Source organism: Desulfuromonas thiophila (genome assembly GCF_900101955.1).
In the GTDB taxonomy this organism is placed as follows: domain Bacteria; phylum Desulfobacterota; class Desulfuromonadia; order Desulfuromonadales; family Desulfuromonadaceae; genus Pseudodesulfuromonas; species Pseudodesulfuromonas thiophila.
On record NZ_FNAQ01000004.1, the window covers coordinates 90,124 to 109,731 of the forward strand.

The window sequence follows — 19,608 nt, forward strand, 5'->3', positions numbered from 1 at the left end:
TGGTTTTATGGCCAAGAAACGCGAAGCACTGGACTACCACAGCAGCGGCCGCAAGGGCAAGATCGAGGTTGTGCCGACCAAGCCCTGCGACACCAGCCGTGACCTGGCACTGGCCTACAGTCCGGGCGTGGCAGAACCCTGCCTTGAAATTGAAAAGAACCCGGAGGACGCCTACAAATATACCACCAAAGGCAATCTGGTGGCGGTGGTCTCCAACGGCACCGCGGTTCTGGGTCTGGGAGACATCGGCGCCCTGGCCGGAAAACCGGTGATGGAAGGCAAGGGCATTCTGTTCAAACGGTTTGCCGATGTGGACGTATTCGACATCGAGCTCGATACCCACGACCCGGACGAGATCATCCGCACCGTCAAACTGCTTGAGCCCACCTTCGGCGGCATCAATCTGGAAGACATCAAGGCGCCGGAATGCTTCTATATTGAAGAAAAGCTCAAGGAGATCATGAACATTCCGGTGTTCCACGACGATCAGCACGGCACCGCGATCATTGCCAACGCTGGTCTGATCAATGCGCTGGAGCTGATCGGCAAGCCCATTGGAGAGGTGCGCATTGTCGTCAACGGCGCCGGCGCCGCCGGCATCGCCTGCGCCCAGATGGCCCTGACCCTGGGCGCCCGCCTGGAAAACATGGTGCTGTGCGACAGCAAGGGTGCCATTTACAAGGGCCGCACCGAAGGCATGAATCCCTACAAGGAACGCCTGGCAACGGAGAGACCCGTGCGCACGCTGGCCGACGCCATGGTCGACGCCGATGTCTTCTTCGGCGTCTCGGCCAAGGATGCCGTCACGCCGGAGATGGTCGCCAGCATGGCGCCCAATCCCATCATCTTCGCCATGGCCAACCCCGACCCGGAGATTCTGCCGAGCGAAGCCCAGAAGGTGCGCAGCGATGTCATCATCGGCACCGGCCGCAGTGACTTTCCCAACCAGGTCAACAATGTGCTGTGCTTCCCGTTCCTGTTCCGCGGCGCTCTCGACACCCATGCCACCGCCATCAATGACGAAATGAAGATGGCGGCCGTCAAGGCGCTGGCCAATCTGGCCAAAGAGGACGTGCCCGATTCGGTGGTCAAGGCCTATGGCGATACCAAGTTCACCTTTGGCCGCGACTACCTGATTCCCAAGCCCTTTGACCCGCGCGTGCTGCTGCGTGTCGCACCGGCGGTGGCCAAGGCCGCCATCGACAGCGGTGTCGCCCGCCGCAGCATCGAGAACATGGACCGCTACGTCGAAGCCCTCGAAGCCCTGCAGGGCCGCTCGAAGGAAATCATGCGCACCCTGATCAACAAGGCCAAATCCTGCCGCAAGCGCGTGGTGTTCCCCGAGGGCGACAACGAAAAAATTCTGCGCGCGGCACAGATTCTGGTCGACGAGAAAATCGCCATTCCGATCCTGCTCGGACCGGAAAAAACCATCATCAATCGCATCAAGAGCCTCGGCCTTGATCTGCACGGTGTGCAGATCATTGACACCAAGGACAGCCCCAAGCACCGCCAGTACGCCCACGAGATGTTCCGCCTGCGCCAGCGCAAGGGCGTCACCCTGGCCGAGGCCAGCCGCACCATGTGCCGCGAACGCAACTATTATGGTGCCATGATGGTCCACATGGGCGATGCCGATGCCATGCTGTCGGGCATCAATGCCCACTATCCCGAAACCATCCGGCCGGCGCTGGAGATCATCGGCAAGCAGGAAGAGGTCAGGGGTGTCCATGGTCTGTACATGCTGGTGTTCAAAAAGCAGGTCGTGTTCTGTGCCGATACCACCGTGACCATTGATCCAACAGCAGAGGAACTGGCCGAAACGGCCATTCTGGCCGCCCACAAGGCGCGCCACTTCAATGTTGAACCCCGCATTGCCATGCTGTCGTTTTCCAACTTCGGCAGCGCCAACCACCCCTTCACCCAGAAGGTGATCCGCGCCACCCGCCTGATCAAGGAAATGGCACCGGAACTGGTGGTAGATGGCGAAATGCAGGCCAACGTGGCCTTTGACCCGGACCTGACCGAACGTCAGTATCCCTTCTCCGCCATCAAGGGCGACGCCAACGTCCTGATCTTCCCTGACCTTAATTCAGGCAACATCGCCTACAAGCTGCTGGCCAAACTGGGCGGTGCCGAAGCGGTCGGACCCATCCTGATGGGCATCAAGCGGCCGGTCCATGTGCTGCAACGCGGTGATGACATCAACGATATCGTCAACATGGCGGCGGTGGCGGTGGTTGACGCCCAGCAGACCAACGAACACGAACTCAACAACCACTGTTATTGATCAATCCTGCCAGTCCCCTGGCACATCAACCCAAAAGGCCGGGAGAAACCTCCCGGCCTTTTTTGCGTCAGACCAACCTGCCTGCGGGCGGTCTGGCGCTTTGCAAGCCCGGTCAATCCTGTTACACTCGCGCCCAACCATTGCGCCACACCTTCAATTTCACAGGAGCGTCTCCCATGCGTTATAAAAGTACCCGCGGACAGGTGCGCGATATCTCTTTCAAGCAAGCGGTTCTGATGGGGCTGGCCACCGATGGCGGTCTGCTGTTGCCGGAAAAGATTCCCGTCCTCAGTGTTGCGGAACTCGACAGTCTGGCCGGTCTGCGCTATCCCCAGCTGGCTTATGCCATCATCAGCCGCTTTGTTGGCGATGACATTCCGGCCGCCGATCTGCGCCAGCTGATCGAACGTTCCTACGCCAGCTTCGACCACCCGGAGGTCACCCCGGTGGTCAAAAAAGACGGGTTATACATTCTCGAACTGTTCCACGGTCCGACCCTGGCGTTCAAGGATGTTGCCCTGCAACTGCTTGGCAACCTGTTTGAATATCTGCTCAAGGAACGCGGCGAAAAGATGAACATCTTGGGCGCCACCTCGGGCGACACCGGCAGCGCCGCCATTGCCGGGGTGCGCGGCAAGGACAACATCAACATCTTCATCCTGCATCCTCATGGCCGGGTATCACCGATCCAGGCGCTGCAGATGACCACCGTCACCGATCCGAACGTGTTCAATCTGGCCATTGATGGCACCTTCGACGACGGTCAGCGCATCGTCAAGGAAATCTTCAACGATCTCGCCTTCAAGCAGCGCTACGCCCTGGGTGCCATCAACTCCATCAACTGGGCACGGGTGCTGGCCCAGGTGGTCTATTATTTTTACGCCTGGAGCCGCATCGCCGCCCACCGCGACGATGCCAGCGTCGATTTTGCCGTGCCCACTGGCAATTTCGGTGATATTTTTGCCGGCTACATTGCCAGACGCATGGGCCTGCCCATCCATAAACTGGTACTGGCCACCAACGAAAACAACATTCTCTCGCGTTTCGTCGCCAGCGGCGACTACTCTGTCGGCCGGGTGGTGGAAACCCTGTCGCCTTCCATGGACATCCAGATCGCCAGCAACTTCGAGCGCTATCTCTATTACCTGCTCGACGAGGATGCCGAGTTGCTACAACAGCAGATGGGCGAGTTTTCCGCCACGGGCCGGTTGCAGTTCACTACCGAACTGCTTGAACGGGTACGCGACGACTTCGCCACCCTGACCGTTGACACCGAGCAGACCCTGGCCACCATCCGTCAGTTTCACCGCCAAACCGGCTATGTGCTCGACCCCCATACCGCTGTCGGCGTCAAGGCCGGCAGCACCTTCCGCCAGGGCGAGCGGCCGATGATCTGCCTGGCCACGGCTCATCCGGCCAAGTTTGCCGATGCCGTCATCCGCGCCACCGGCAGCGCACCCGACCGGCCCGACAGTCTGTGTGAAATTGAAAACAAACCGCAACGCTGCCAGCGCATTGCCGCTGATACAACCGAAATCAAGGACTATCTGGCCAAGCACGCCCTGCAATAACCGGCGGCACCGTTAACAGCGCCGCGCAAACGGCCACGGCCCGACACACAAAACCCCCGCCGATCGCTGATCGACGGGGGTTTTGTGTGTTTTTCAGCAACTAACGCTGAAGCAAGGGATCAATGGGCCGCGGTCGGCAGCGCCGACAGATCGGGCCGCGGAGTGCTGGCGGTACTCGGCGGCAGCACCGGATGCAGCACCTCCGGCTGATCGCCACTGAGTGCTTCGAGGAAGCGGGTAATCTTGACCGCCTGGGCCTCGCTCAGTTCAGCGCCCAGTTGGGAGCTGCCCATCACCGCAACGGCATCCTGCAGGCTCCAGACCTTGCCGCTGTGGAAGTAGGGCGCGGTCAGCGCGATGTTACGCAGGGCCGGTGAACGGAACACATACTCATCCTTGGAGGTGTTGGTAACCGCAAAACGTCCCTTGTCGCCCGGCGGCAACAGCTCGGCACCCGGCTGTTCCACCACGCCGAAGGGGAAGTAATCGGTACCACCAAGGTTGACACCGTCATGGCAACCAGCGCAGCCGGTATCGACAAACAGCTGCAGACCTTCTTTCTGCTCGGCGGTCAGCGCCTTGTCGTCACCCGCCATGAACCGGTCAAGGCCGTCATTAGGCGTCAGCAACGTGGCCTCGAACAGTTCGATCGCCTTGGCCATATTTTCGAAATTAACCGGATCCTTTTCGCCGGGAAACGCCTTGGCAAACAGATCAACGTATTCGGGTATCGATTTAAGGGTTTTCTCAACCATTGCCGGCTTGTTGTTCATCTCCACCGACGCCTGCACCGGCCCCTTGGCCTGCTCCTTCAGGTCCGCCGCTCTGCCGTCCCAGAACTGGGCGGTATTGAACACGGCATTATAGGTGGTCGGCGCGTTACGCGGCCCCTTCTGCCAGCCGTGCCCCGTTGAGGTTTCCTGCAGATCGGCACCGGCCAGACCCACGTTGTGACAGGTCTGACAGCTGATCAGCTGGGAAGCCGACAACCGCGGCTCGAAATACAGCATGTGGCCAAGACGCAGCTTGTAATCGTTGTGAGGATTGGCCTTGATTTCCGCTGCCGTGGCCGGAATGGGCTTGAACAGGCCTTTGGCAGTGGCTCGCAGATCGGCATCGCCGGCACTGGCCAGGGATGTCGACAGCAGACAGGCCGTCAAGACAAGCAATGATACGGGTTTTTTCATGTTTCCCTCCTGTAAAAGAAATAAATGGCAACGCAACGTTGCCCCGGGTGATGACAGGACGCTGATAGCGGCTGAATGGAGGTCAATATAACCAATTTTGTCATCTATGCAAGACAAAAATGAAAACGATTATCAAAGGCACTGTGCCGGCGCAGACAGACGCAACCAGAACGCTAATCGCCGGATAGCAGGCAGTCTAGCAGAGTCCTGCCAATTGTGAACCGCCGCAGGCCGAAAAACGCCGCGCCCCAGTATTGTCCGGTTAATCGGCCACAGCAGCTTTGGTGTGAGCAAAAGCCGCCAGCGCCTGCTGGCGTGAGGTTGCCAGATCCACCAGTGGCAAGGGATAATGCTGCCCCAGCACCACACCGGCCTGACGCAGTACTGCTGGCGGAGCCTGCCAGGGGCAAAACAGATATTTCTGCGGCAGACGAGCCAGTTCCGGCAACCAGCGGCGCGTATAAGCACCATCGGCATCGAAACGCTGACCCTGGGCGACCGGATTAAAAATGCGAAAATAGGGCGCGGCATCCAGCCCGCAACCAGCCACCCACTGCCAGTTGGCGCTATTGCAGGCAAGATCGGCATCGAGCAGGCAGTCGTGAAACCAGCGCTGCCCCAAGCGCCAATGAAACAGAAGATTTTTTACCAGGAAGGAGGCCGTCACCATGCGCACCCGGTTATGCAGGGTACCGCTGTGCCAGAGTTGCCGCATGCCGGCATCAACCAACGGATAGCCCGTTTGGCCCTGCTGCCAGCACCGCAGAGCAGCGGCGCTGCTGTCCGTCTGCCAGGGAAAGCGATCGAAGGCAGCGCGCAGATTGCGCCAGGGCAGCTGCGGCCAGAAGTGCAGCTGGGCGTAACAGAACTCGCGCCATACCAGCTGGCGCAGGAAGGCTGCGCCATCATCACAAGCCGGCAGAGCTGCCAGGGCGGCCCATATCTGGCGCGGACTGATTTCACCCCAACGCAAGGCTGCCGCCAGACCAGAGGTCTGCTCCCGAGCGGGCAGATCACGCCCGCTGGCATAACCACTCAAACGCTGACAAAGGAACTGCTGTAGCCGTTGCCAGGCTGCGACTTCGCCAACCTGGGCCACCGAGCCAAAACCCTGATACCAGGCCACGCGCGGCAACAGTGCCAAAGCCGCCAATGCCTGCCCGCCGGCCGTTTGTGCGGTGGGAGGGCCGTACCAACGCAGGGTCACCGGCAGCGACAGAGGCGCTGGTAGCGGCCCAAGCGCCTGCAAATGACGATGAAAGGCGCTGAACACCTGATAGGCTGTGCCATCGGCTTTGCCCAGCTGGCTGGTCGGCCACAGGGTGGCCGCCTCACAGCATTCCACCCGCACGCCCTGTTGCTCCAGCCTCGCACGCACCTGGGCTTCCAAGGCCAGCTGGGCCGGCTCAAATGCACGATTCCACACCACCAACCGGGCGCCTGTCTGCGCCGCCAGTTGCGGCAGCAGTTGTACTGTCGATCCCGCCAACAAACGCAACCGCCCCTCACAGCCACGCTGCAAAGCCGCCAGACTCTGGTGCAGCCACCAGCGACTGGCCGCGCCGGCACCTTGCTCGAACACCGCCTGATCCCAGATAAAAACCGGCAGCACGGCCCCAACCGCGGCGGCACGGCACAACGCCGGGTTGTCCGCTAGGCGCAGATCCTGACGAAACCAGTACAATACAGGGATTTCAGACATCAGCCCTCTCCTGTCATCAGCCATGCGCAGCCCTGCCAGCATTCACCGACAGACAGCACCCCAAACGAAAAAAAGCCCGATACAGAATATATCCGTACCGGGCATCTTTTTTTTGTGGTGCCGAAGGGGAGACTCGAACTCCCACGGCCCTACGGCCACTAGACCCTGAACCTAGCGTGTCTACCAATTCCACCACTTCGGCGTGAAGTGAGTGGGGTTATAACAGAGCACGAACAAGGATGCAAAGGAAAAAACCGCTTGGCCGTTTTTTTCACTGCAGCGCCACGGCCGCTTCCATGCGGCCACCATAAAGGCAGTGCGCCGCCTGGCCCTGCACCAGATCGCTGAACAGTTTCCGCTGCTCGGCATTGCCAATGGCGGCCACCAGATCATCGGCGGCAAAGATAAAATCGGCTGACGGATTTGGCACAAAATGGCCCTGGCGAATAACCCCGACCACCGACACCCCGGTGCAGCGGCGCAACTCCAGCTGGCGCAGACTCTGGCCCAGCAGCGGCGTGGCGGCCGGCAGCCGCTCCCAGCTCAGTTCCAGCAAATCCTTGGCCTGTTTGAGCTGGCGGATCTCCTGATAGCCATCACCGACCTCGGAAAGCGGATGGTAGAGTTCACGTCGTATGCTGTCGGTATAGCGCTGAATCACCGGGATCGGTATCTGCAGATGCAGCAGGGCCTGACGGGCGATTTCCAGCCCTGCTTCGAGTTCGGGCAGAATCACCATGTAAACACCCTCTTCATACAGAGCACTCATGGCTTCCTCGCCGTCGGAACGAGCAACTATCTGCAATTCGGGGTGAAAACGGCGGACATGACGCACAATGGCCTGTGCCGCCAAGACCACCGGCATGGTCACCAGCAATTGCTGAGCATGCTCAATGCGGGCCGCCTCCAGTACCAGATCCTTGCTGGCATCGCCATAAATGGTCGGGAAACCGGCATTGCGACACTGCTCAAAATGGCGATGATTAACCTCAATGATAACAAAGGGCACATCAAGCTGCTTAAGCACGCGAGCGATGTGGCGCCCTACCCGACCGCCGCCGGCAATAACCACATGATCCTGCAGGCCCTCGCGCGGCAGGTTGATGGATTCAAGGCTTTCATGACGAAACAGCTTCTGCCGTAGGGCATAAAGCGGCGCGGTAAAACCCGACAACAGCGGGGTCAGCACCATACTGATAATGGTGGCCGACAGCACGAAGGCATAATGCTCCTGTCCCAGCGCACCACTGCCATACCCTACCTGAGCCAGCAGAAAAGAAAATTCACCGATCTGGAACATGCCCAACCCCAGGGCCAGAGGCACCACGTTGCCATAGCCGAACAGCCGTGCCAGACTGGCCATGATGATACCCTTGCCCAGTCCCACCAGCAGCACCAAGGCCAGCACCTCCAGCCAGTGTTCCAGCAGAAACAGCGGATTGAGCAACATGCCAACAGAGGTGAAAAACAACAGGCCGAACAGGTCGCGCAGCGGGATGATGTCACTGAGTGCCTGATGGCCATAATCCGATTCACTCAGAACAATGCCGGCGACAAAGGCGCCAAAAGAAAACGACAGACCCGCCAGATAGGTGGCATAGCCAATTCCCAGACCAATAGCGGTGATCGACAGCAGAAACAACTCGCGGGTGTTGCAACGGGCAATGGCCGCCAGCAGTCTGGGCAGCCAGCGGGTTCCCAGCAACAGCATGACCGCGAGAAACACCCCCGACTTGATGGTCGCCAGCCCCAGCACCGGCAGGCCGGCGGCCGGATCACTCAACTGCGGCAGCAGAATCATCAGTGGTACCACCGCCAGATCCTGCACCAGCAGAATGCCAATCATCACCCGACTCGACAGGGTGCCCATCACCCCCTGGTTCATCAGAGTCTTGAGAATGACCATGGTGCTCGACAGGGAAATCAGTCCCCCCAGCCATAAAGCCGGAATGGTGTCCCAGCCCAGCCAGCGCCCCACCAGATAGCCATAGCCCATGGTCAATAGAATCTGCAGCGGTGTACCGATCAAGGCAATGGCGCGCACCGGCCGCAATTCCTTGAGGGAGAATTCCAGCCCCAGGGCAAACAGCAACAGAGCCACGCCTATCTCCGCCAATTTCTCAATTTCATGCACATCGGTCACCGTCACGCCGCTGGTAAAGGGACCAACCAGCACCCCGGCCAGAATGTAACCGAGCATCAGGGGCTGACGCAGCTTCTGCGCCAGCAGGGCCCCAAACAGGGCAGCGACAATGATGATGACCAGATCCGCGGCGATTCCCATACGCGTTTTTCGCTTTCCCGGATAAAAACCAAATGGCAGCAGAAGAGCGTTGCAGGCTTTCACAAAGCCTTCATTCTAGCGAAAAACCGGCACCGAATACAGCCCTACCCGTCTGGCGACCACACATTCTGCCGTCCCCAACGGGGCAGGCGCGAACTGCGCCCTGAGGGAGAAAACCCTTCCAGGGGTGGTTTATCCAACTCGGCAGCACACTACGGATTCGTGACAATCGGGGAAGACTGCGCAATGGGCGCGGTCGTCCCGTTGGTCCAAAAAAGAAAACCCGGCACAGAAGCGAATCTGTACCGGGTACGTTTTCTTTGTGGTGCCGAAGGGGAGACTCGAACTCCCACGGCCCTACGGCCACTAGACCCTGAACCTAGCGTGTCTACCAATTCCACCACTTCGGCGTGAAGCGAGAGGTTTTATAACAAAGCCTCCTCGACATTGCAACCAAAAAAATCAGGCGGGTGGCAATGTGGTACCGACAGTGGCCGCGGGGGGTGTCGGTATGACCCGCAGACTGCGATAGGCAGTCACCCGCACCTGTCCCGGTCGGCCACCGGGCAGGGTTCGAACTGCCCGCCCCTGCGCCACCATCACCTCAACCCGGCCAGCATCGCGGGCGCGTGAATAGTAGGCCGCGACCTGGGCTGCGTAGATCACGTCACTTTCGGCCACCACGGCCCAGCCACCTCTGATCACCAGATGACAGCCGGGAATACCCAGGGCATGCAGCCACAGGTCATCAGATCTGAGCAGCTGACGGCTGAGGTAATCATTTGTCCGACTGTTGCGACCCCACAGCAACTCCAGCCCGCCGGGAGTGCGGGCCGAATGCAATGCCTCGGCCGGCGCAGGTGCCCGTGTCCGTTCGAAGCGGGTTTTCACCGGCCGGAACAGACCGGCGGTCATCAGTTCCTGTCGCACCAGTTCGCTATCGAGGGCCGTGTCGGCCGTTTCCAGTTCGTGCTGCAGGGTTTCCAGCCAGGACAGCAGCTCACGGGTTTCCTCCCGCCGCCGGCGGGCATGTTCCAGACCACGACGGGCCTTACGCGCGCGACGAAACCAGCCTTCAATGTTCTGCTGCGGTGACAGGGCCGGATCAAGAAGAATGCGCCGCGGGCAGGGCGGCTGGCGATAGTAGTCCGGCAGTTCGATGGCGGCAAGCCCCGGTCGCAGCAGATGGCGATGGCCATTCAGCAGTTCGGCGGTCTGCTGCCAGTCCTCGGCCTGTTCAGCCTCGGCCTCCTGCCGGTCGATCTCCGCCAGGCGGCGCTGCAGGCGCTGCAGAGCCTGATGGACTGCCGTTTGCACCGGCTCGTCAACCAGCACCCGGCCGCTGGCCGCCGTCTCCAGTCGTTGCCGCTGATCCAGCAGGGCCGACAGGTCCGGTAGTGGTTCTACCGATCCTTCTGCCGGCCACAGACTCAACACCCGATCCGTGATTTGCAGCTGCCAGCGCTGCTGCTGCCAGGCGGCAACAAACTGCTGCAGCGGCTCCAGCGCGGCCTGTGCCACCATCTGGCCGGCCAGACGACCGGCGACCAGCCGGCTCATGGGACGCACCTGCTGTTGCAGCCAGCGGGCCAGCAAGGTCTCATCCAGCAGGCTGACCGCGCCAGCGGCAATGGCAGCGGCGGCCTGCGGCAGGGCAATCGCAGCGGATAGCGGCATCGGCCAGATACTGCCTGCCGACGGCTGGCCAGCCGTCGGCAGGCGGCCGAGAATCCGGTCATCATCGTCCAGCAGCAACAGGACCGGGCGACGACCGAACAGTTCCAGCAACAGGCGGCAGCGCCGGCCATCGGTCGCCTGGCCATGCAGCACTACCCGACGATCCTGATCGTAGAGTTCCAGCTTGAGGATACGCTGCAGGCGAGCCCGCAACAGCTGACAGAAGCCCGCTGGCACAGCGGGATTGCGAAAGCGCCGGTCGGTCAGCCACAGACCGGCGCTGCCCGGCATCAGGCTCAGCAGCAGCTGGCACTCCTGCTGCCCGGTCCAGAGACGCAGCACCAGCAGATCCGCTGTGGGCTGATGAATTTTGCGGATCTGGCCACTGCCGATCCGCTGGCGCAGCTGAGTTATCAACGCTTCAAGAAAAAAACAGTCCAGGGTCATCCGTTCTCAGACCTTTCTGCTACACCCACGGGCAACAAGCGCCCCGTACCGGCTGGACGGTTGCCGTCAGCCCCGGCTCATGCTACAGTCGCCGCCATTTTCAACTCCCAACAGGAACCCCACTGCGACCATGCGCCGACCGCTTCGCACCCTGCAAAATCTGCTCGAAGCCCTGCCCTTCTTTTTTCTGGTGGCCATAGCCCAGTTGCTCCCACGCCGTGCGGCCCTGCGTTTCGGCCGTGTTCTCGGCCGGCTCGGGCGTCTGTTGCAGCCAGCCCGGCGCCACACCGCGCGGGACAATCTACGGCAGGCCTTTCCACAGCAGTCCGCCGACTGGATCGAATATCAGCTCAGCAGCATGTTCGAGCATCTGGGCATCAGCGCAATGGAGTTGCTGCGCCTGGCCAGCGCCCGGGGTCGAACCGCCCTGCAAAGCCAGTTGCATTTCTCCGGTCTGGAACAGCTGCAACAGCTGCGCGAACATAAGCAGGGCGCCTTCCTGCTGACAGCCCATCTCGGCTTTTGGGAAGTCGGACCGCTCTTTCTGCCACCGCAGGGGCTGCAGGTCAGCTTTGTCGCCAAAGCCATCCGCAACCCCTATATCGACCGCTTTTTCTGGCGACTGCGCACCTCCGGCGGCGGCCAGGGCATCGACAGCCGCCACGCCGCCCGCCGCATCGTGCGAGCCCTGGGGCAGGGGCAACTGGTCGGATTGCTGCTGGATCAGCATGTGTCAAAAAAAACCGGCGTAGTCGTCAACTTCTTTGGCCGGCCGGCCTACACCACACCCATTATCACCCAGATTGCCCTGAAAACCGGCACACCGGTGGTGACCGCCTTCGCCTATCGCCAGCCCGACTTCAGTTACCGAGTTCTCATTCAGCCGCCGCTCTATCTTGAAGGAGACTGCAGCGACACCAACATCCAGCAGCAGACTCAGCGCCTCACCGCCATCATGGAAGAGGCCATCCGCCAGCAGCCGCAGCAGTGGTTCTGGCTGCACCGGCGTTGGCGCTGGCGGCCGGAACAGGGCAACCCGCCGCCCGCCACCCCAGAATCAACAGACAGCAGGTCCGACCCATGAACCCACCCAGCCCCTTCCATATCGTTCTGATCGAGCCGGAAATCCCGCCCAACACCGGCAACATTGCCCGGCTCTGCGCCGCCACCGGCAGCATCCTGCACCTGGTGGAGCCCCTCGGCTTTTCCCTCGACGACCGGCATCTGCGACGGGCCGGGCTGGACTACTGGCCTCAGGTGCAACTGCGCCGCTGGCCTGATTTCGCCAGTCTGCAGGTCGCCTATCCAGCGGGACGCTGGTGGCTGGCCTCAAAAACAGCGCAACGCTGCTATGTGGAAGCCAGCTTCCTGCCGGGCGACTTTCTGGTCTTCGGCAAGGAAAGCGCCGGCCTGCCCGCCGATCTGCTGCAACAGCATGCCGACCGTTGTCTGCGCATCCCGCTGCTGGAACCGGCCGTTCGCAGCCTCAACCTGGCGTCGGCGACCGCCATCTTGCTGTACGAAGCCCTGCGCCAGAACCACCGCCTGCGCTAACGGGCTGTTGACAAACAGCCTGTAGAGCCCATGGACGGGCGACCGAAATCAGTCCTTGCTCCGTAATGGATTGATTTTGTGAGCAAGACGAAAATCGCATTTTCGGCTTGCGGCGTTGAAAGGTTCCCGGAAGGGACGTTTTCAACATCCTGCTAAGGCCTGCCTCCGCGTCTCAGCGACCAGCCGGCCGCCGCCGGCGCAGCAGCATTCCCAGATCCCGCACCAAGGCCACACCCAGCAGGCGGCACAGCAGCAGATAAGCCAGCCCACCACTACCGACAGCCCCCAGCAGTACCAGCCCGTTGCGCCAGGTTTGACCAGCGGGCCAGTCCCCCTGCTGCAACAGCCAGAACACCACGCACGCCATGCCGGCCGCAGCCCCGCTGGCCTTCACACCAAGCCAGAATAACGGTCGCAGCCCCAGCGGGCCCAACTGGCGCCGCAGCACCCAACCCAATGCCAGCGCATTGAACAGGGCCGACAGGGTCAGGGCCAGGGCCAAGCCGACATGGCCATAACCACGCATCAGCAGCAGCCCGGCGATGGCATTGACCAGCAGAGTCCAGAAAGAAATCCATACCGGCGTACGGGTATTCTGCCGGGCGTAAAACACCGGCACCAGCACCCGGCTGAGACCAACAAACACCAGTCCAGGGGCGTACGCCATCAGCGCCAGGGCTGTCTGGTGGACAGCCCTGACATCGAAGGCACCCTGCATGAACAGCAGACTGAACAGCGGCTTGGCACAGAGCAGCAAACCGGCTGCCGCCGGCAACGTAATCAGCAGGATCAAACTCAGGCCGTAGCGCAGATCGTCCAACAAGGCGCTGCGATCATCAGCCACGGCATGACGGCTAAGGCTGGGCAAAACGGCCTGGGCGATGGAAACCACAAAAATTCCCTGGGGAAACTCGAACAGTCGCTGACTGTAATACAGGTAAGACAGGCTACCTTCAGCCAGAAAGGAACTGAGCAGACGCGTCACCACCACGTTGATCTGGTAGATGGCCACCCCCACCACCCCCGGCAACATCAGACGGGTGATGCGCACCACAGCCGGATTGCGCCAATCCCACCCAGGACGCAGCCGCACTCCGTAGCGGCGCAACAGCGGCAGGCTCATGCCCAATTGCAACAGACCGCCAACCACAACGCCCCAGGCCAGTGCCTCGATCGGCACCGCCATTCGGCTGGAAAACAGCAGGGCGGCAAGAATCATGGCCGCATTGAGCATGACCGGAGACAGCGCCGGCACGAAATAATGACCGTAAACATTGAGGATACCGGTCACCAGCGCCAGCAGGCTGACAAAGAACAGGTAAGGAAACATCAGCTGGGTCAGGCGCACCGTCAGTTCCAGCTTGCCGGCCACGGTCCCGAAACCGGCCGCCACCAACGGCACGACCAACGGTGCCAGCAAAATGCCCACTGCCGTGACCAGAGCCATGACCAGCAGCAGCAGGCCCCAGCACTGGCAGGCCACATGGTGGGCCTGCGCTTCACCCTGCTGCTGGCGTACCGCCGAAAAGGTTGGCACAAAAGCCGCGGTCAACGAGCCTTCGGCAAAGAAGCGCCGTAACAGGTTGGGCAGCGTAAACGCCATGAAGAAGGCGTCGGCACCATAACCAGCGCCAAAGAAGGCAGCGATCACCACATCGCGTATCAATCCGGCGCAGCGACTCAGCAAAGTGGCCAGTGCCAGCACAGCGGCAGCCAGGGTCAAATGTTTTTTTTCCGACATAGGCCATACCCCAAAAGGGATTATTTTAAATTAATCGCTTAGCAATAAACAGTATCTATTTGATTTTACTTGATTCTACAAGAGGGATTAAATCACTTCCACCTTGACAGTCACAACACAGCGGTGCTATATGTTGCCCGCATGCGGCAGTCAGCGCCGCGCCAGACCCTATCCTTTCCATAAGCAGGCAACAACGGAGAACTGAACATGGCCAACCATAAATCGGCAATCAAGCGCAACAAACAAAGCAAGATTCGCAATGCCCGCAATGTCCACGCCCGCAGCACCATGCGGACCCTGGTGAAGAAGGTTCGCGAAGCGGTCGCGGCGCGGGAAAAAGATCAGGCAGTCGGTGCCCTGAGCGAAGTGGTTCCGTACATCGACAAATGCGCCAGCAAAGGCATCATCCACAAGGCCACCGCTAGCCGCAAGATTTCGCGTCTGAGCAAACTGGTCAACACGCTGGACTAATCAACCGAAGGCAGGTTGCCACAGGATCATCATCAGAACCTTTGGTGACGAAACAAGATAAAGACGCAAAAAGGGGCTTATCAGCCCCTTTTTTTGTGCATTGTGTTCACGGAGCCTCCTAAAAAATCGCCTTGCCAGTGCGTGTGGTGGCGACAGAAGTTCCGGCATGGGGGAGAAACAAACCCTCGACAGTGGCCTGGCTAGCTCATCACTCGGCGGGCTGCTGGGCCAGGGGTAGCAGTTCCATCAGGCTGTGCTGCAGCAACGCAGCCGGATCGATCCGGCTTGACTTCAACGCCAGATCCACCTGCAGCAGGCGGTCGAACAACTGGGGGAAAAATTCAGGAGCGAACAAACGGGCCTGGCGAGTCAGTTGTGGCACCAGAAACGGCAGCACACCGGCGCGCTGCGCCAACTCGGCCGGCGCGACCCGTTGGCCCAACAAGGCCTGCACCTTCCACAGCTGACGAAAATGGCGTGCTATCAGGAAATTGATCTTGACCGGCGCCTCGCCATCCTGCAGCAGCCGCTCCAATAGATAAAGCGCCCGTGCCAGATCACGTTCACCCACCGCCTCCACCAGTTCAAAGATTCCCTCAGGCCGGGTATCACAGACCACGGCGGCTACCGCCTCAACATCTATGAGCCGTTCGGCACCGTTAAAAAGTACCAGTTTGTCGATTTCAGAAAGAACCTCCTGAAGCCCTTCGCCGACTCGCTGACACAGCAACTGCAGAGCCGGCTCGGTCAGCACCTTGCCAGCGGCCTGCACCTGCTGATTGATGAAATCGGGCAGGCGGGCTGGCGAAAGCTTCTTAAACTCAAACAGTTCCCCATTTTTCTTAAAGCACTGGAAAAACTTTCTGCGTTTGTCGATCTTGTCACAACACAGAATCAGACAGCTCTCGGCCAGCGGTTTTTCAACGTATGCCTGTAGCCGTTCCATCTGTTCGGCCCGCAAATCCTGCCCTTGGCGAATCAGCACGCAGCGACGTGGCGCCATAACCGGATAGGTATGCAGAATGTCAAGCACCTGCGCCGCCTGGACCTCTCGTCCAACAAACACATCCAGATTGAAATCCCGGTCAGTCGGAGCCACCAGCGCAGCAAGGGCAGCCTCGCAGGCCCGCTCCAGCAGGTAGTTTTCCGGCCCGTAAAAACACAGCAGGGCCGGTTTCACATCACGCGCCAGACAACGACGCAGGGTATCAGGCAGCATCAACAACCACCCGCCTAGAAATCATCGACGATGCGGTTGAAAATTTCGCTGGCCAAGCGGCGACACAATTCCTGCTGTGCCTGGCGCTCAGCCACATCCTGCGCCGCCCGGTCCGGATTCACGCGGTATTCTTCCTGCCAGCTCACCTGCCCCTGCCAGAGGATTTCCTGGCCATCGGCGCGCATCAGCTGCACATCGGCCAGCAAGGCGATGCGGTATTCGGTGATGGCGTCCGTCGGACTGTAAGCCACCGCGCCTTCCTGATAACTGTGGACACGGCCCTGCAGAACGGCATCGGCCAGATCGCCGGTATCGACCAGTTCATAATCCGGGCGGCGGGCAAATTCGTCACGCAGGGCGTTGGTCAGATAAACCTCGATCAGTGGTTCGGTGGTCCGGTTTTCCAGCAATTCCACAGCCAGCCGCTGCACCCCTGCGAAACGGGCCGGCCCCTGGCCGGATAAATGATAGCCACAGGCTCCCAGCAGCACAGCCAGCAGCGACACCAGCAGCCATGCCCGCCTCATGCCACCACCAGATTGACCAGCTTATCGACCACGACAATGGCCTTGCGCAGGGTTTTGCCGTCCAGCTGCCGCTGCACCGCGGCGTCGGCCAGCACTGCCTGCTCAAGAGCCTGTTCATCCAGGCCCGCCGCTACCGTCAGTTTGGCGCGTACCTTGCCGTTGATCTGCACCACAATCAGCTTTTCGTCCTCCACCATCAAGGCCGCATCCCAGCTCGGCCAGCCGGCCTGCTCAAGGCTATCCGGCCGGCCCAGACCGGCCCAGAGTTCCTCGCTGAAGTGCGGCACGAACGGCGCCAGCAGCCGCACCAGGGTTTCCAGCGCCTCGCACAGGGCACCAGGATAGCGCTCCTTCTCTTCAAAGGCATAGACCGCGTTGACCAGTTCCATAATGGCAGCAATGGCGGTGTTGAAATGAAAGCGGCCGTCAATGTCCTGGGTTACCTTGCAGATGGTGCGATGACTGATCCGGCGCAGGTTACGGGCCGCACCCTCATTTTCCGGCTGTGGCCGGCTCTGGCACAGGGCGCGATGCTCGTAGACCAAGCGCCAGACACGGTGCAAAAAGCGGTAGCAACCCTCAACACTCTGCTCATTCCACTCCAGATCCTTTTCCGGAGGCGCGGCAAACAGCGAGAACAGGCGGGCCGTATCGGCGCCGTAGCGGGCGATAAGATGGTCGGGATCGACCACGTTCTTTTTCGACTTGCTCATCTTCTCGATGCGACCGATTTTAACCCCTGCACCACATTGACGGCACTGACCATTCTCCACTTCCTCGGGATAAAGCCAGCCATGCTGCGGACAGGACTGCGTTTCCTTGCACACCATGCCCTGGGTCAACAGATTGGTGAAGGGCTCGTCAATATTCATGTAGCCCAGATCGCGCATCACCTTGGTGAAGAAGCGGGCGTAAAGCAGATGCATGACGGCGTGCTCGACCCCGCCAATGTATTGGTCAACAGGCAGCCAGTATTCGGCCGCCGTGCGTTCAAGCGGGCCAGCCGTATAGTCAGGGCAGGCATAACGGGCAAAATACCAGGAGCTTTCGACAAAGGTGTCGAAGGTGTCCGTCTCACGCCGCGCCGCCGCACCACAGCGTGGACAGCAGGTGCGGTAAAAGGCTTCGTGCTGAGCCAGCGGGCTGCCGCCTTCGCCAGTGAAGGCGACATCGCGCGGCAATTCCACCGGCAGCTGCTCACGCGGTACCGGCACCGTGCCACAGGCATCGCAGTAGATCACCGGAATCGGCGTGCCCCAGTAGCGCTGACGCGATACCCCCCAGTCGCGCAGACGGTAATTGACCGTCTTGCTGCCAAGCTGCTTTTCGCTGAGATAGTCGGCGATCTGCTCCTTGGCCGTCTCGTTATCCAGGCCATCAAAGGGCGCGGAATTGACCAGCTTACCGGGGCCTGTCCAGGCTTCGGTCAGGGTCGCCGGGTCGAGGGCCTCGCCTTCAGGCTGAATCACCACCACCAACGGCAGTTCATACTTGCGGGCAAATTCAAAATCACGCTGATCGTGGGTCGGCACCGCCATGACCGCACCAGTGCCGTAATCCATCAGCACGAAATTGGCCAAGAACACCGGCATCCGCCGGCCGGTCACCGGATTAAGACAGTAGGCGCCGGTAAAAACCCCTTCTTTCTCGAAATCCTCACTGGTGCGTTTCTTTTTATCCTGCGCCTTCACTTTGGCAATGAAGGCCTCCACCGCCGGTCGTTGTTCAACCGTGGTCAGGCTCAGAGCCAGGGGGTGCTCCGGTGCCAGGCTCATGAAGGTAGCGCCCCACAGGGTGTCCTGGCGGGTGGTGAACACGCGGATGCTCTCTTCGTGGCCTTCGAGAGCAAAAGCGATTTCGCAACCGGTGCTGCGGCCGATCCAGTTGCGCTGCATGGTCAGTACCGAATCCGGCCAGCCCTTGAGCTCTTCAATGCAGCGCAGCAATTCCTCGGCATAATCGGTTATGCGAAAGAACCACTGATCAAGTTCCTTATCCACAACTGCTGTGCCGCAGCGCCAGCAACCGCCATCTTCCACCTGCTCGTTGGCCAGCACCGTCTGGCAGGCTGGACACCAGTTAACCGTGGAGCTTTTCTTGTAGGCCAGGCCCTTTTCCAGCATCTGCAGGAACATTTCCTGCTCCCAGCGGTAATAGCTGGCATCGCAGGTAGCGAATTCGCGCTGCCAATCGTACGACAACCCCATCTTCTTGAGTTGGGCACGCATGTTGGCGATGTTCTCCACCGTCCATTTGGCCGGATGGATGCCATGTTGAATGGCGGCATTCTCCGCCGGCATGCCGAAGGCGTCCCAGCCCATTGGCTGCAGGACATTATAGCCCTGCAGCCGCTTGAACCGCGCCACCACATCGCCAATGGAATAGTTGCGCACATGGCCCATGTGAATGCGGCCGGAGGGATAGGGAAACATTTCCAGCAGATAGTATTTGGGTTTCGGGCCACCTTCCGTCACCCGGTAGGTCTGCTGTTGTTCCCAGCGCTGCTGCCAGGACTGTTCGATCTCCGCCGGGTTATACCGCTCTTCCATGGTCATCTCTCCGTTCAGGCGCCGTTTTAACGTCTGTACAAAATGAAAAACCGGCATCTGCCGGCTTCGCATATCCTGGCCGCGCCCGGTCCCTGTCATGACAGGGACGGTGGCCCGGTTCCTGGTTATTTTTCCCGGTAGGTAATGCGACCCCGGGTCAAATCGTAGGGCGACAGTTCGACGGTCACCCGGTCACCCGGCAGAATACGGATGTAGAACTTTCGCATCTTGCCGGAAATATGGGCCAGCACCACATGGTCATTATCGAGCCGCACCCGGAACATGGCATTCGGCAAGGGTTCGATAACCGTTCCCTCAACCTCGATCGCTTCCTCTTTTGCCAACGTAAACCTCCATAGCAATAAAAACGCCGCGCCAGACAACGCGAC

At 60.3% G+C, this 19,608-nt stretch carries 14 protein-coding genes and 2 tRNA genes; 5 read left to right on the forward strand and 11 right to left on the reverse strand.

All coding sequences use genetic code 11. The features are described 5' to 3' along the window. Positions 1-7 precede the first annotated feature (7 nt). Together BLR80_RS05665 and thrC are read left to right on the forward strand one after the other, a co-directional pair. Complete coding sequence (locus BLR80_RS05665; RefSeq protein WP_092077147.1) at positions 8-2,290, forward strand: NADP-dependent malic enzyme; 2,283 nt, start codon at positions 8-10, stop codon at positions 2,288-2,290. Positions 2,291-2,466: 176 nt separating this feature from the next. Further along, entirely contained in the window at positions 2,467-3,861 is a 1,395-nt protein-coding gene (thrC, locus tag BLR80_RS05670) for a threonine synthase (protein WP_092077148.1), read from the forward strand. A 119-nt stretch (positions 3,862-3,980) separates the two neighbouring features. On the opposite strand, the gene BLR80_RS05675 is transcribed toward thrC, so the two are convergent. The 6 genes from BLR80_RS05675 to BLR80_RS05700 all read right to left on the reverse strand — a co-directional run bounded on the left by BLR80_RS05675 (position 3,981) and on the right by BLR80_RS05700 (position 11,158). Further along, complete coding sequence (locus BLR80_RS05675; RefSeq protein WP_092077150.1) at positions 3,981-5,048, reverse strand: cytochrome-c peroxidase; 1,068 nt, start codon at positions 5,046-5,048, stop codon at positions 3,981-3,983. A gap of 262 nt (positions 5,049-5,310) precedes the next feature. After that, positions 5,311-6,750, reverse strand: coding sequence for a cryptochrome/photolyase family protein (locus BLR80_RS05680; RefSeq protein ID WP_092077152.1), 1,440 nt, complete (start codon positions 6,748-6,750; stop codon positions 5,311-5,313). Between the two features lie 115 nt (positions 6,751-6,865). Further along, positions 6,866-6,952, reverse strand: a tRNA-Leu gene (locus BLR80_RS05685). A gap of 69 nt (positions 6,953-7,021) precedes the next feature. Next, positions 7,022-9,034 carry a monovalent cation:proton antiporter family protein gene (locus BLR80_RS05690; protein ID WP_092077450.1) on the reverse strand — a complete coding sequence of 671 codons (2,013 nt, stop codon included), beginning with the start codon at positions 9,032-9,034 and terminating at the stop codon, positions 7,022-7,024. A gap of 323 nt (positions 9,035-9,357) precedes the next feature. Next, positions 9,358-9,444 (reverse strand) — tRNA-Leu (locus BLR80_RS05695). 52 nt (positions 9,445-9,496) lie between these two features. Beyond that, on the reverse strand, positions 9,497-11,158 hold the full coding sequence (locus tag BLR80_RS05700; RefSeq protein WP_092077154.1) for an Rqc2 family fibronectin-binding protein: 1,662 nt from the start codon (positions 11,156-11,158) through the stop codon (positions 9,497-9,499). 130 nt (positions 11,159-11,288) lie between these two features. Here BLR80_RS05700 and BLR80_RS05705 point away from each other — a divergent pair, with 130 nt between their 5' ends. Continuing rightward, on the forward strand, positions 11,289-12,242 hold the full coding sequence (locus BLR80_RS05705; protein WP_171906337.1) for a lysophospholipid acyltransferase family protein: 954 nt from the start codon (positions 11,289-11,291) through the stop codon (positions 12,240-12,242). Beyond that, the gene (locus tag BLR80_RS05710) at positions 12,239-12,712 is read left to right on the forward strand and encodes a tRNA (cytidine(34)-2'-O)-methyltransferase (RefSeq protein WP_092077158.1); all 474 of its coding nucleotides are present in this window, start codon (positions 12,239-12,241) and stop codon (positions 12,710-12,712) included. The genes BLR80_RS05705 and BLR80_RS05710 overlap by 4 nt, the downstream gene beginning before the upstream one ends. Positions 12,713-12,884: 172 nt before the next feature. Here the strand turns inward: BLR80_RS05710 and murJ are convergent, their stop codons facing one another. After that, positions 12,885-14,453: a murein biosynthesis integral membrane protein MurJ gene (gene murJ / locus BLR80_RS05715; RefSeq protein WP_092077160.1), complete on the reverse strand. Its 1,569-nt coding sequence runs from the start codon at positions 14,451-14,453 to the stop codon at positions 12,885-12,887. Between the two features lie 207 nt (positions 14,454-14,660). Between murJ and rpsT the strand changes: the two genes are divergently transcribed. Then, a complete protein-coding gene (gene rpsT, locus BLR80_RS05720; RefSeq protein ID WP_092077162.1) occupies positions 14,661-14,924 on the forward strand; it encodes a 30S ribosomal protein S20 in 264 nt (87 codons plus the stop codon). Positions 14,925-15,132: 208 nt separating this feature from the next. On the opposite strand, the gene holA is transcribed toward rpsT, so the two are convergent. The 4 genes from holA to infA all read right to left on the reverse strand — a co-directional run bounded on the left by holA (position 15,133) and on the right by infA (position 19,563). Beyond that, a complete protein-coding gene (gene holA, locus BLR80_RS05725) occupies positions 15,133-16,143 on the reverse strand; it encodes a DNA polymerase III subunit delta (RefSeq protein ID WP_092077164.1) in 1,011 nt (336 codons plus the stop codon). A 14-nt stretch (positions 16,144-16,157) separates the two neighbouring features. After that, the gene (gene lptE / locus BLR80_RS05730) at positions 16,158-16,670 is read right to left on the reverse strand and encodes an LPS assembly lipoprotein LptE (protein ID WP_092077166.1); all 513 of its coding nucleotides are present in this window, start codon (positions 16,668-16,670) and stop codon (positions 16,158-16,160) included. Continuing rightward, positions 16,667-19,219, reverse strand: coding sequence for a leucine--tRNA ligase (gene leuS, locus BLR80_RS05735; protein ID WP_092077453.1), 2,553 nt, complete (start codon positions 19,217-19,219; stop codon positions 16,667-16,669). Before leuS ends, lptE begins: the two co-directional genes overlap by 4 nt. Before the next feature lie 125 nt (positions 19,220-19,344). Next, entirely contained in the window at positions 19,345-19,563 is a 219-nt protein-coding gene (gene infA, locus BLR80_RS05740; protein WP_092077168.1) for a translation initiation factor IF-1, read from the reverse strand. Positions 19,564-19,608: the final 45 nt, after the last annotated feature.

Bases quoted from the DNA above. Each gene is read 5' to 3' on its own strand.
- BLR80_RS05665 (WP_092077147.1), top strand. From the start codon at position 8: ATGGCCAAGAAACGCGAAGCACTGGACTACCACAGCAGCGGCCGCAAG.
- BLR80_RS05690 (WP_092077450.1), bottom strand. From the start codon at position 9,034: ATGGGAATCGCCGCGGATCTGGTCATCATCATTGTCGCTGCCCTGTTT.
- BLR80_RS05675 (WP_092077150.1), bottom strand. From the start codon at position 5,048: ATGAAAAAACCCGTATCATTGCTTGTCTTGACGGCCTGTCTGCTGTCG.
- holA (WP_092077164.1), bottom strand. From the start codon at position 16,143: ATGCTGCCTGATACCCTGCGTCGTTGTCTGGCGCGTGATGTGAAACCG.
- murJ (WP_092077160.1), bottom strand. From the start codon at position 14,453: ATGTCGGAAAAAAAACATTTGACCCTGGCTGCCGCTGTGCTGGCACTG.
- rpsT (WP_092077162.1), top strand. From the start codon at position 14,661: ATGGCCAACCATAAATCGGCAATCAAGCGCAACAAACAAAGCAAGATT.
- BLR80_RS05710 (WP_092077158.1), top strand. From the start codon at position 12,239: ATGAACCCACCCAGCCCCTTCCATATCGTTCTGATCGAGCCGGAAATC.
- thrC (WP_092077148.1), top strand. From the start codon at position 2,467: ATGCGTTATAAAAGTACCCGCGGACAGGTGCGCGATATCTCTTTCAAG.
- lptE (WP_092077166.1), bottom strand. From the start codon at position 16,670: ATGAGGCGGGCATGGCTGCTGGTGTCGCTGCTGGCTGTGCTGCTGGGA.
- BLR80_RS05700 (WP_092077154.1), bottom strand. From the start codon at position 11,158: ATGACCCTGGACTGTTTTTTTCTTGAAGCGTTGATAACTCAGCTGCGC.
- BLR80_RS05705 (WP_171906337.1), top strand. From the start codon at position 11,289: ATGCGCCGACCGCTTCGCACCCTGCAAAATCTGCTCGAAGCCCTGCCC.
- leuS (WP_092077453.1), bottom strand. From the start codon at position 19,219: ATGGAAGAGCGGTATAACCCGGCGGAGATCGAACAGTCCTGGCAGCAG.
- BLR80_RS05680 (WP_092077152.1), bottom strand. From the start codon at position 6,750: ATGTCTGAAATCCCTGTATTGTACTGGTTTCGTCAGGATCTGCGCCTA.